Origin of the sequence: Pseudomonas sp. BN515 (genome assembly GCF_029873155.1) — a bacterium.
In the GTDB taxonomy this organism is placed as follows: Bacteria; Pseudomonadota; Gammaproteobacteria; order Pseudomonadales; family Pseudomonadaceae; genus Metapseudomonas.
Genome location: NZ_SSOH01000067.1, coordinates 1 through 12,126 on the forward strand (window position 1 = coordinate 1; position 12,126 = coordinate 12,126).

Here is a 12,126-nt window from a genome sequence, read left to right on the forward strand (position 1 = left end):
AGCTTGATCAGCACCGACTTCAGCTCGGTGTAGTGCTCGATGGCCGCCGCGCCCATTTCGCGGCCGACGCCGGAGAGCTTGTAGCCGCCGAAGGGCAGGGCCGGGTCGAGGGCGCTGTGGCAGTTGACCCACACCGAGCCGGACTTGATGCGCGGCACTATGCGGTGCACCGCCGCGAGGTCGTTGGACCAGATGCTGGCGCCGAGGCCATAGGGGTTGTCGTTGGCCATGCGGACCACCTCGTCGATGTCGTCGAAGGGCATGGCCACCAGCACCGGGCCGAAGATTTCTTCCTGCACCAGGCGGTGCTGCTGGTCGACGTCGACGATTACCGTCGGCTTGACGAAGTAGCCGGGACCGAAGCCTTCGCCGCCGCAGGCGATGGTGGCGCCGAGTTCGCGGCCGAGGTTGATGTAACCGGTGACGCGGTCCTGCTGCTTGGCGGAGATCAGCGGGCCCATCTGCACGCTCGGGTCGAGGCCGTTGCCGAGCTTCATGCCGTTGGCGATGCCGGCGATGTCGGCGATCACGTTGTCGAAGTGCTTGCGGTGCACATACAGGCGCGAGCCGGCGCAGCAGACCTGGCCCTGGTTGAAGAAGATCGCGCTGGCAGCGCCGGCGGCGGCTTCCTGGAGGTTGGCGTCGGCCATGACGATGGTCGGCGACTTGCCGCCGAGTTCCAGGGTCACGCGGGTCATGTTGTCCATGGCCGCCTTGCCGATCTGCTTGCCGACTTCGGTGGAGCCGGTGAAGGTCAGCTTGTCGACGCCCGGGTGGCGGGCGAGGGCGGCGCCGGCATTCAGGCCGGTGCCGGTGACGACGTTGAACACCCCGGCCGGGTAGCCGGCTTCCAGCACCAGCTCGGCGAGCTTGAGGGCGGTCAGCGGGGTTTCGTCGGCGGGTTTGAGCACCACGGTGCAGCCGGTGGCGAGCGCCGGACCGAGTTTCCAGCAGGCCAGCATCAGCGGGAAGTTCCAGGCGACGATGGCGCCGACCACGCCGACGGCTTCGCGGCGGATGTAGCCGTGGAACTGGTCATCGGGCATCAACGGCAGGGAGGCGTCGACGGTGGTGCCTTCGATCTTGGTGGCCCAGCCGGCCATGTAGCGGAGGAAGTCGATGGCCAGCTGCACGTCCATGACCTGGGCCACAGCGGCGCTCTTGCCGTTGTTCAGGCACTCCAGCTCGGCCAGTTCCTGGGCGTCGCGTTCCATCAGGTCGGCCAGGCGCCACAGCAGGTTCTGCCGTTCGCGCGGACGCATGCGGCTCCAGGCGGAATCATCGAAGGCCTGGCGCGCGGCCTGCACGGCGCGGTCGACGTCCTCGGCGGTGGCCGAGGGCACCTCGCCGAGGATTGCGCCGGTGGCCGGGTTGCGGAAGCTGATGGTGTTGCCGCTGACGGCGTCCTGCCATTCGGCGCCGATCAGCATGCGGTGCGGGCGATCAAGGAAGGAGCGGGTTTTCGGTAGGATCGAAGGGATCTGCATGGGCGGGGTCTCTTGTTGTTGGAGTCAGCCCCGGCGGGAGCAAGCCCTGTGCCAGCGCCTGTGCAGGCCAGGCCCGGCGCAGCAGAGATACGGGTCCGTGGAAAATATCGACGCGGCAGGGTTGTTCCGGACTGGGGCAGGTGTCTCTGAATGAGACAGCGCCCCTGTCTCGCCCCAATCGAGCGGGCCTACACGCGGAACTGTTTCAGGGTCTGGTTCAATTTGCTGGCCAGCGATTCGAGGTGACGGCTCGCCTCGTTGGACTGGTGGGCGGCCAGGGCGCTTTCCTCGGCCAGCGAGGCGGCCTGGGTCACGTTCTGGTTGATGTCCTCGACCACCTGGGACTGTTGCAGCGTGGCGCTGGCGATGGATGCATTCAGCCCCGTCAGGTTGCGCAGGGAGCGGGCGATCAGCTCCAGGCTCTGGCCCGCCAGGCGAGCCTGTTCGACGGTCAGGGCGGATGCCTGGCTGCTCTCGTCGATGACCCGCACGGCCGCTGCCGAGTTGGCTTGCAGGCGCTCGATCATCGTCTGGATCTCCGCCGTGGATTTCTGCGTGCGTTGCGCCAGCAGCCGCACCTCGTCCGCGACCACGGCAAATCCCCGGCCCTGTTCGCCGGCGCGCGCGGCTTCGATGGCGGCATTCAACGCCAGCAGGTTGGTCTGCTCGGCGATGGCACGGATGACTTCCAGCACGGTGCCTATCTGGGCGCTTTCGTGGGCCAGGGACTGGATCACGTCCACCGCCTTGCCGATGGTGCCGGAGAGTTGGTCGATTCGCGTCAGGCTGCTGTCGATGTTGTCCTGGCCACGGAGCGCCTGCTCTTCGGCGTCACGCACTTCGTTGGCGGCATGCTCGGCGTTTCTCGCCACTTCCTGCACGGCGTAGGAGAGCTCCTGGACCGCAGTGGCGACCAGTTCCATCTGCTGGGACTGTTGCTGGCTCTGGCGCTGGGTGTCGCCCGCAATGGTGCCGAGGGAATGCGAGGCCTGGTCGAGCGAGTCGGCCGTTTCCAGCGACTGGCCGATGACGCCGCGTAGCTTGCGGGTGAAGGTATTGAAGTGCGTGCCCAGGGCAGTCAGCTCGTCGCGCCAGTTATCGTCCAGGCGGCGAGTGAGGTCGGCCTCGCCGCTGGCGATATTGGCCATGGCCCCGACCGCTTCATCCAGGGGCGAGGCGATGCTGCGGGCGATCAGGATGATGAGGGCGGTGAGCAGCAGGCCGGTCACCAGCAGAATGGCCAGGGTGTGCAGGACTTGGGTGCGGAACTCGGCCTGCACGTCGTCGACGTAGATCCCCGAGCCGACTATCCAGCCCCAGGGTTTGAACAGCTCGACGTAGGACACCTTCTGCACCGGGTCTTCAGAACCAGGGCGGGGCCAGCGGTAATGGACCAGGCCAGCGCCGTCGCGCTTGGCAACGCTGACCATATCGTCGAACGGGGTGTTGCCGTCCGGGTCGCGGGTGCCGGTCATGACCTTGCCTTCCACCTTGGGGTTGGGGTGCATGACCATGCGTGTGTCGAAGTCTTCCAGCCAGAAGTAGTCCTCGCCGTTGTAGCGCAGGCTGCGCATCAGTTCGATGGCCTGCTTCTGGGCCTGTTCACGGCTGAGTTTTCCGGCGCTTTCCTGCCCCTGGTAGTAGCGCAGGATGCTGCTGGCGGTCTCCACCACATGGTGGGTTTTCAGGGCCTTGGCGGCGTGCAGGTCGTCGAGGTTCTGGCTGAGCATCAATCCAGTGAGGGTGAGCAGGATCGCCAGAGAGGTCAGAAGGATCAGCCACAGGCGTTGGCTGATGGGGATTTGGCGCAGGTTGGGCATGGAGGTTGGCTTCTTGTTGTCAGGGGCTGGCCCCGTCGGAGCAAGGCCTATGCCAGACAGGGTATGGCGCAAAAGGAGGCTGCGTTGGCCGGTGCTGGAGGACTGGGTGGCCCCTTATCCGGCCTGGACGGGGGGCTGTTGTCTCTGCATGAGACAGCGGGCTGTTTCGTGCCCTGGCGGCTGCGGAACGTGGTGCGCGTACCGGTTTCGGACGGGCAAAAAAATCCGGGCGTCCCTCGGGAAAGGGAGCGCCCGGAAAACGTGGGTGACTCAGAGTTGCAGATTGGCCAGTTCGCGCGCGATCAGCAGTCGCTGGACTTCGCTGGAACCTTCGTAGATCTGGGTGATGCGGGCGTCGCGGTAGTACTTCTCTACCGGGTAGTCCTCCAGGTAGCCGTAGCCGCCGTGGATCTGGATGGCGCTGGAGCACACCTGCTCGGCGATCTCGGAGGCGAACAGCTTGGCCTGGGAGGCCTCGGACAGGCAGGGCAGGCCAGCGCTCTTCAGGCGCGCTGCGTGGAGGATCATCAGCCGCGCTGCGTTGAGGCGGGTGTGCATGTCTGCCAGCAGATTGCCGATGCTCTGGTGCTCGATGATCGGCTTGCCGAACTGCACCCGCTCCCGTGCATACACAAGCGCCGCCTCGAAGGCAGCGCGGGCGATGCCGAGCGCTTGCGCGGCGATGCCGATGCGGCCGCCTTCCAGGTTCGACAGGGCGATGGCCAGGCCCTTGCCGCGCTGGCCCAGCAGGTTCTCTTCCGGAATGCGGCAATCGCTCAGGGTCACGGCGCAGGTGTCGGAGGCCTTGATGCCCATCTTGTGCTCGCTGCGGTCGACGGCGAATCCGGGTGTATCAGTGGGCACCAGGAAGGCCGACAGGCCTTTCTTGCCCAGCTCGGGGTCGGTCACCGCGAAGACGATGGCGAGCTTGGCGCGCCGGCCGTTGCTGACGAACTGCTTGGCGCCGTTCAGTACCCACTGGCCGTCCTTGAGCTCGGCGCGGGTGCGCAGGTTGTGCGCTTCCGAGCCGGCCTGGGGTTCGGTGAGGCAGAAGCAGCCGATGGCGGCGCCACTGGCCAGGTCCGCCAGCCAGCGGTCTTTCTGGGCTTCGCTGCCGTACTTGAGGATGGGGCCGCAGCCCACGGAGTTGTGGATGCTCATCAGGGCGCCGAGGGCGCCATCGCCAGCGGAGATTTCTTCCACCGCCAGGGCATAGGCGACGTAGTCGATGTAGGTGCCGCCCCATTCCTCGGGCACCACCATGCCGAGCAGGCCCAGCTCGCCCATCTGCTGCACCAGGTCGTCGTCGATCCAGCCAGCCTTTTCCCAGGCTTGTGCCTTTGGCGCCACTTCGGCGCGGGCGAATTCCCGCGCCATGTCGCGGATCATGCGTTGTTCTTCGGTGAGTTCGATATCGTGCATCGTGCGTATCTCCCGCAGGCTGGTGCCGTCAGGCGGTGCGAAGGGGTTTGGCGGGAGCGGCCTTGAAGCCGCTGAAGAAGGACAGCACCCGCTCCTGCGTCAGTTCCGCCAGGGTCGGCGGGTTCCAGCGCGGGTTCTTGTCCTTGTCGATGATCAGGGCGCGAACACCCTCCATCAGGTCGCCCTTGTCGAACCACTGGTAGTCCAGGTGCAGCTCCAGGGCGAAGCAGTCGGCCAGGGACAGGTGGCGGCCACGGCGCAGCAGCTCCAGGGTCACGGCCATTGCCAGGGGCGAGCGGCTGTCCAGCAGGCGTACGGTTTCCTCGGCCCAGTCACGGAACTCGGGGCAGTCCTCGGCCAGCAACGACTGGCGGATGGCCGCGATATCGGGCAGGGCGAAGTGCCGGTCGATGGCCTGGCGGAATGCCTTCAGCTCCGAGCCGGGGATGCGCTCGGTGGCAAGACCCGCCAGCAACTGGTGGAGGTTTTCCCGTGGGGCGTAGCTCCAGTTGAGGTTGTCCAGCGCCTGGTCCAGCTCGGCGATGCGTTCGCTGGGCAGGCAGTAGTCGGCAAGCCCCGCATAGAGCGCGTCGGCGGCACGCACGTGGCGGCCCGTGAGTCCCAGGTATGTCCCCAGCTCACCGGGCAGGCGCGGCAGGAAGTAGCTGCCGCCGACATCCGGGAAGAAGCCGATGCCGACTTCCGGCATGCCCATCCGCGTGCGCTCGGTGATGATGCGCAACGAGGCCGCCTGGGCCAGGCCCATGCCACCGCCGAGGACGAAACCGTCCATCAGCGCCAGTACCGGCTTGGAGTAACCGTGCAGGTATTCATCCAGCGCGTATTCCTCTTCGAGGAACAGCTCGTGCTGGTTGTCGCCGGCCGCATGGCTCTCGTAGAGCATGCGGATATCGCCACCGGCGCAGAACGCCTTGTCACCGGCCGCGCGAATGACCACGGCGACGATTTCCGGGTCCTCCTCCCAGGCCCAGAGGTGCTTGCAGAGCAGGCGCACCATGGGCAGGTTCAGGGCGTTCAGGCCCTCCGGACGGTTGAGGGTCAGGTGGCCGACGCGGTTGCGCACACTGGCCAGGACCGGTGCCTCGTGCTCGCTCATGCTCAGGCTTCCCGGCGGAACAGGTTGATGATTGCGGAGAAGTCCAGGCCGCCGTAGCCCTGCAGGCTGAAGGTCTGGTAGAGCTGCTGGGCTGCGGCGCCGAGTACCACCGGTTGTTTCGCATGGCGAGCCGCCTCGGTGGCCAGGCCCAGGTCCTTGAGCATCAGGTCGGTGCCGAAGCCGCCGCTGTAGCCGCGCGAGGCCGGAGCGTTTTCCAGCACACCGGGGAAGGGGTTGTTGATTTCCGAGCTCCAGCAGCGGCCGCTGGAGGTATTGATGATCCCGGCCAGTACCTTCGCATCCATGCCGAGGGAAACACCCAGGGCCATGGCTTCGGCGACGCCGACCATGGAGATGCCCAGCAGCATGTTGTTGGCGATCTTGGCCACCTGGCCGTTGCCGCTGGCACCGCAGTGGACGATGTTCTTGCCCATGGCGGCGAATAGGGGGTGCGCGTGGTCGAAGGCGCTGTCGGTGCCGCCGACCATGAAGGTCAGGGTGCCCGCTGCGGCGCCGCCGGTGCCGCCGGAGACCGGCGCATCGAGCATCGGATTGCCCTGGGCGGCGGCCGCCTTGGCCACTTCGCGGGCACTCAGCGGGTCGATGGTGGAACTGTCGATCAGCAGTACGCCCCGGGTGACGTTGGCCAGGAGGCCTTCGGCGCCCAGGTAGACATCCTTCACGTGGGCGGCGGTGGGCAGCATCGTGACGATCGCTGCGACGCCGTCGCGGGCCAGTTCCGCCGGGCTGTTGGCAGTGCGGGCGCCGAGCTCCACGAGGGCGGCGGTGGCGAGCGGCGAGGGATCGAACACAGTGAGCGTGTGGCCGGCCTTGAGCAGGTTGCGGGCCATGGGGCCACCCATGTTGCCGAGGCCAAGGAATCCGATATGCATGTTGGCGTCCTCTAGATTGGGGCCGGAAAAATTCGGTCAGCGATGCGTGAAGTGGGGGGCGCGCTTTTCAACGAAGGCGTTCATGCCTTCCTTCTGGTCGGCGCCGGCGAACAGCGAGTGGAACAGCCGCCGCTCGAAGCGCACGCCTTCATTGAGGCCCAGCTCGAAGGCGCGGTTGACGCATTCCTTGGTCATCATGGCGGCGGGCAGCGATTTGCTGGCGATGCCACGGGCGGCGGCCAGGGTTTCGTCCAGCAGGGATTCGGCCGGCAGCACGCGGGCCACCAGGCCGGCACGCTCGGCTTCCTCGGCGGTCAGCTGGCGGCCGGTGAGGCACAGCTCCATCGCCTTGGACTTGCCCAGGGCATGGGTCAGGCGCTGGGTGCCGCCGATGCCCGGGATCACCCCCAGGGTCAGTTCCGGCAGGCCGAAGCGGGCGTTCTCGGCGGCGTAGATGAAGTCGCACATCAGCGCCAGTTCGCAGCCGCCACCCAGGGCATAGCCGGCGACAGCGGCGATCAGGGGTTTGCGCCGGGCACCGATGCGGTCGGCGGCGGCGAAGAAGTCGTCCAGGTAGATCTGTGGAAAGCCGAAGTCGGACATCTCCTTGATGTCGGCGCCGGCGGCGAAGGCCTTGGCCGAACCGGTGATGACCAGGCAGCCGACGTCCGGATCGGCCTCAAGACGATCAAGTGCCTGGTTCAGCTCGGCGATCAGCTGCGAGTTGAGGGCGTTGAGTGCCTTGGGGCGGTTCAGCGTGATCAGGCCGACGCGGTCCTGCACCGAGACCAGGATGGTTTCGTATTCCATGGCGTTACTCCAGGCGGGCCGGCGCGAGGCGCCGGCCCGGAGGGATCATTTCAGGGTGATGGTGGTGTTCACCGCGCCGCCGACATCGTCCTCGTCGAACCAGCGCTGGGTGATGGTCTTGGTCTGGGTGTAGAACAGCACCACCTGCTTGCCGTAGGGGCCGAGGTCACCCAGTTTGGAGGCGCGCGAGCCGCTGAAGGAGAACAGCGGGACCGGCACCGGGATCGGTACGTTGATGCCGACCTGGCCGACGTCGATCTCTTCCTGGAAGTGACGCGCGGCGGCGCCGGAACGGGTGAATAGGGCGGTGCCGTTGCCGTTCGGGTTGGCGTTGATGAAGGCGATGGCCTCATCCAGGCTGGCAGCGTTCACCACGCAGAGCACCGGCCCGAAGATTTCTTCGCGGTAGATGGTCATTTCCGTGGTCACGCCGGAGAAGATGGTCGGGCCGACGAAGTTGCCGTCCTCGTAGCCGGGCACTTTCGGGTTGCGGCCGTCGAGCACCAGCTTGGCGCCTTCCTCGATGCCGGTGGCGATCAGGCCGCTGATGCGGTCCAGTGCGGAGCAGGAGACCACCGGGCCGATATCGGTACCCGGCTCGACGCCGGCATTGACCTTCAGGGTCTTGGCCTTCTCGACCAGGTCCGGCAGCCAGGTTTGCGCTTCGCCCACCAGGATCACCACCGGCAGGGCCATGCAGCGCTGGCCGGCGGCACCGAAGGAGGCGCCCAGCAGGTTGTTCAGGGTCTGTTGCTTGTTCGCGTCAGGCAGGACGATGGCGTGGTTCTTGGCGCCCATCATGCACTGCGCGCGCTTGCCGTTCAGGGAGGCGCGGTTGTAGACGTGGGTGCCCACCTTGGTGGAGCCGACGAAGGACACGGCCTTGATGTCCGGGTGGTCGCAGATCAGGTTCACCGCGTCGACGCCGCCGTGGATCACGTTCAGTACGCCTTTCGGGATGCCGGCTTCCAGGGCCAGCTCGACCAGGCGCATGGTCACCAGCGGGTCCTGCTCGGAGGGCTTGAGGACGAAGGTGTTACCGCAGGCGATGGCCATCGGGAACATCCACAGCGGGATCATCGCCGGGAAGTTGAACGGGGTGATGCCGGCGCACACGCCGATCGGTTGCAGCAGGGTGTAGGTGTCCACACCGTTGGCCACGTTGTTGGCCAGCTCACCCATCTGCAGGGTGCCGATGTTGGCGGCATGCTCCACCACTTCCAGGCCACGGAAAACATCGCCCTCGGCGTCCGGCAGGGTCTTGCCCTGTTCGGCGGTGAGCAGGGCGGCCAGCTCCTTCATGTTTTCGCGGATCAGCTGCTGGTACTTGAGGAAGATGCGGGCGCGGGCGCCGATGGGGGTCTTGCGCCAGGTCTTGAAGGCGTCCTGGGCGGCGGCGACGGCAGCATTCATCTCGTCCTGGGTGGCGAAGGGCACGCGAGCCAGGACTTCCTGGGTGGCCGGGTTTACCACGTCGCGCCACTGCTGGGACTTGGATTCGACGAATTCGCCATTGATGAGCAGCTTGACGCTGGGAACGCTGGAAGTGGTCATTTACGGGTCCTGCCTGCTTTCGTTAGGTCGAGTGAGGCCCCTCGGTGCTTGGGTCCGAGCGGTCGGGTTTTCGGTTGGGAGGGCCGGTGAGCCGGCCCGGATTCAGCCCTTGAGCTGCGGGAAGTCTTCTTCGAAGTACTCCTGCTCACCCCGTGCATCGCTTTGGCGGCGCTGCACTTCCATCTGCCGCAGTTCCACCCGGCGGATCTTCCCGGAGATGGTCTTGGGCAGTTCGCGGACGAACTCGATACGGCGCACCCGCTTGTAGGGCGCCAGGTGTTCGCGGGCGAAGGCGAGGATGTTGCAGGCCAGTTCAGCGCTGCCGGGCTCGTCATGGGCGAGGATCAGGAACGCCTTGGGCACCGCCAGGCGCACCGGGTCCGGGCTGGGCACGATGGCCACTTCCATCACGGCGGGGTGCTCGATCAGGGCGCTTTCCAACTCGAAGGGGCTGATGCGGTAGTCCGAAGCCTTGAACACATCATCGGCGCGGCCGACGAAGGTGATGTAGCCGTCTTCGCAGATCTGTGCGGTGTCACCAGTGCGGTAGTAACCGTCGCGCATCACTTCGGCGGTCTTTTCCGGGCTGTCCTCGTAGCAGAGCATCAGGCCCAGGGGGCGGACGTCCAGCGGCAGGGCCACTTCGCCCTCGTTGCCGGGCTGGCCGTCGGGGTCGAGCATGGTCACCCGGTAGCCGGGCAGCGGGCGACCCATGGAGCCGGGCTTGAGTTTCTGGCCGGGGGTGTTGCCGACCAGCGCGGTGGTTTCCGACTGGCCGAAACCGTCACGCAGCCACAGTCCCCAGGCGTGGTGGATCTGCTCGATGATCTCCGGGTTCAGCGGCTCGCCGGCTCCCACCAGTTCACGCAGGCGCAGGCGGCCGCGATAGCTGGCCAGGTCTTCCTGGATCAGCATGCGCCACACGGTGGGCGGGGCGCAGAGGCTGGTGACGCCGTAGCGTTCCAGCACACCGAGCAGGGCCGGGGCGCTGAAGCGCGACGTGTTGTGGATGAAGATGCAGGCGCTGGCGTTCCACGGGGCGAAGAAGCAGCTCCAGGCATGCTTGGCCCAGCCGGGGGAAGAGATGTTCAGGTGCAGGTCGCCGGGCTGCAGGCCAATCCAGTACATGGTGGAGAGGTGGCCGACCGGGTAGCTCTGGTGGCTGTGCAGCACCATCTTCGGTTTGGAGGTGGTGCCGGAGGTGAAGTACAGCAGCATCGGGTCGGTGGCCAGGGTCACGCCATCGGCCTCGAACTCGGCGGAGTATTCCAGGGCGGCGTTGTGCGGCGTCCATCCCGGTGCACCCTGGCCGACGCTGATGCGGGTGCAACCTTCGGCCAGGCCGTTGAATTTCTCCAGGTTGGCGCTGCCGACCACCAAGTGGCGGACATGGCCGCGCTCGATGCGGTCGCGCAGGTCTTCGGGGGTGAGCAGGGCGGTGGCGGGAATGACCACGGCGCCCAGCTTGAAGGCGGCCAGCATGGTCTCCCACAGGGCGATGTCGTTGCCCAGCATCATCAGGATGCGTTCGCCGCGCTGCACGCCCTGGGCACGCAGGTGGTTGGCAACGCGGTTGGAGCGAACGGCCAGCTCCTCGAAGCTGTAGCGGCGCTCGCTGCCGTCTTCTTCGACTATCCAGAGTGCGGTGGCCTCGTTGCCCTTGGCCATGCCGTCGAAGTAATCAAGGGCCCAGTTGAATTCGACCAGTTGCGGCCAGCGGAAATCACGTACGGCGGTGTCGTAGTCGGTGCGGTTGGCCAGCAGGAAGTCACGGGCGGCAAGGAAGGGAAGGCTGTTGGGGTTCATGGTGCGTGCCCTTGATTGTTTTTGTCGGGTCTTTCGGCCTTTGGCCGGGTTGGTGGGTTGAGTATAGGTGGGCGCAAATCAAATAAGAACGCGCAGAAAAACCGGTGCGATGTGCAAAAAAATCATAGCCATTCGCACGAGACCGCGCGGGGCGAAGTTGAGTTTGGCGGGCAGCTTTTGTGTAGGAGCGGCGAGTCAGCCGGGTGCCGTGGTTGGGTCGGAGTTGTGATGTAGGAGCGAGCTTGCTCGCGAAAGGGGCCGGCTCGGAAGGTTCGCGAGCAGAGCTCGCTCCTACAAATTCCGTCACGGTGGGCTTCGCTGCGCTCTGCGCCAACCTACAAGAGCTGAGGCCTTGCTTGTGGGAGCGAATTCATTCGCGATGGCCGCGTAGCGGCCCCTTGGGACACCCAGGGCGAACCTGCGGTCCGTTTTCGCGAATGAATTCGCTCCCACAGATCCTCGGCGTTACCAGAGCGGCAGGGTGTAGCTGAGGATCAGGCGGTTCTCGTCCAGGTCGTTGCCGAAATTGGTCGAGCGCACGGTCGCATTGCGCCATTTGAGGCCGAGGTTCTTCAGCGGGCCGCTTTGCACTACGTAGGCGATGTCGGTGTCGCGCTCCCATTCCTTGCCGTCCTCGCGACCGGCGCCCAGTTCCACGTCGTCGCCGCTGAGGTAGCGGGTCATGAAGGTCAACCCGGGAATCCCCACAGCGGCGAAGTTGTAGTCGTAGCGGGCTTGCCATGAGCGTTCTTCGCGGTTGGCGAAGTCGCTGATTTGCACGAAGTTCACCAGGTAGGCGTCGCTGCCGTTGACGTAGGCAAAGCCGGTGTCGCCGCTCATGCGCTGGTAACCCAGGCCCAGGGCGTGGCCACCGATACCGTAGGTGAACATGGCGCCGAAGGCCTTGTTGTCGACATTGCTGCCGCCTTCGTCTGTGGAACGGGCGAAGCGCAGGTCGCTCTTCAGGCTCTGGCCGTCGCCGAGTGGCAACAGGTGGTTCAGGCTCAGCAGGTGCTGGCGGTAGAAGTCGTCCAGGCGACCGAAGCCGTAGCCGGCGGTGAGGGCGTCATTCCACTTGTAGCTGAGGTTGGCGAAGTCGAAGGCGTCGCTGGTGGTCTGGCGCGCGCGGATGTTCTTCACGCCCACCGTGGTGATGCTCATGTCTTCGTAATCGGAGGAGTCGCGCTGGTTGACCTGGCGCAGGCGGCCGGCGTCGA

At 66.0% G+C, this 12,126-nt stretch carries 9 protein-coding genes; all 9 read right to left on the reverse strand.

What is annotated here, in order from left to right:
- Window positions 1–1,487: aldehyde dehydrogenase family protein (locus E8E91_RS16280; RefSeq protein WP_280376892.1), on the reverse strand; the 1,487-nt coding region annotated here is incomplete at its 3' end.
- 188 nt (window positions 1,488–1,675) lie between these two features.
- A complete protein-coding gene (locus E8E91_RS16285) occupies window positions 1,676–3,307 on the reverse strand; it encodes a methyl-accepting chemotaxis protein (RefSeq protein ID WP_280376895.1) in 1,632 nt (543 codons plus the stop codon).
- 270 nt (window positions 3,308–3,577) lie between these two features.
- A complete protein-coding gene (locus E8E91_RS16290) occupies window positions 3,578–4,729 on the reverse strand; it encodes an acyl-CoA dehydrogenase family protein (protein ID WP_280376898.1) in 1,152 nt (383 codons plus the stop codon).
- Window positions 4,730–4,757: 28 nt separating this feature from the next.
- A complete protein-coding gene (locus tag E8E91_RS16295) occupies window positions 4,758–5,846 on the reverse strand; it encodes an enoyl-CoA hydratase/isomerase family protein (RefSeq protein WP_280376900.1) in 1,089 nt (362 codons plus the stop codon).
- A gap of 2 nt (window positions 5,847–5,848) precedes the next feature.
- Window positions 5,849–6,739 carry a 3-hydroxyisobutyrate dehydrogenase gene (gene mmsB, locus E8E91_RS16300; RefSeq protein WP_280376902.1) on the reverse strand — a complete coding sequence of 297 codons (891 nt, stop codon included), beginning with the start codon at window positions 6,737–6,739 and terminating at the stop codon, window positions 5,849–5,851.
- A 36-nt stretch (window positions 6,740–6,775) separates the two neighbouring features.
- Window positions 6,776–7,549 (reverse strand): enoyl-CoA hydratase, encoded by a 774-nt coding sequence (locus tag E8E91_RS16305; RefSeq protein ID WP_280376905.1) that lies wholly within the window; start codon window positions 7,547–7,549, stop codon window positions 6,776–6,778.
- A gap of 45 nt (window positions 7,550–7,594) precedes the next feature.
- On the reverse strand, window positions 7,595–9,103 hold the full coding sequence (locus tag E8E91_RS16310) for a CoA-acylating methylmalonate-semialdehyde dehydrogenase (RefSeq protein WP_280376907.1): 1,509 nt from the start codon (window positions 9,101–9,103) through the stop codon (window positions 7,595–7,597).
- Window positions 9,104–9,205: 102 nt separating this feature from the next.
- On the reverse strand, window positions 9,206–10,909 hold the full coding sequence (locus tag E8E91_RS16315; RefSeq protein WP_280376909.1) for an AMP-binding protein: 1,704 nt from the start codon (window positions 10,907–10,909) through the stop codon (window positions 9,206–9,208).
- Between the two features lie 465 nt (window positions 10,910–11,374).
- A partial coding sequence (locus E8E91_RS16320) for an OprD family outer membrane porin (RefSeq protein ID WP_280376389.1) occupies window positions 11,375–12,126 on the reverse strand: 752 nt, incomplete at its 5' end.

Excerpts from the sequence above, each read along its gene's own strand:
- E8E91_RS16315 (WP_280376909.1), bottom strand. The coding sequence starts at position 10,909 with ATGAACCCCAACAGCCTTCCCTTCCTTGCCGCCCGTGACTTCCTGCTG.
- E8E91_RS16285 (WP_280376895.1), bottom strand. The coding sequence starts at position 3,307 with ATGCCCAACCTGCGCCAAATCCCCATCAGCCAACGCCTGTGGCTGATC.
- E8E91_RS16290 (WP_280376898.1), bottom strand. The coding sequence starts at position 4,729 with ATGCACGATATCGAACTCACCGAAGAACAACGCATGATCCGCGACATG.
- E8E91_RS16295 (WP_280376900.1), bottom strand. The coding sequence starts at position 5,846 with ATGAGCGAGCACGAGGCACCGGTCCTGGCCAGTGTGCGCAACCGCGTC.
- mmsB (WP_280376902.1), bottom strand. The coding sequence starts at position 6,739 with ATGCATATCGGATTCCTTGGCCTCGGCAACATGGGTGGCCCCATGGCC.
- E8E91_RS16305 (WP_280376905.1), bottom strand. The coding sequence starts at position 7,549 with ATGGAATACGAAACCATCCTGGTCTCGGTGCAGGACCGCGTCGGCCTG.
- E8E91_RS16310 (WP_280376907.1), bottom strand. The coding sequence starts at position 9,103 with ATGACCACTTCCAGCGTTCCCAGCGTCAAGCTGCTCATCAATGGCGAA.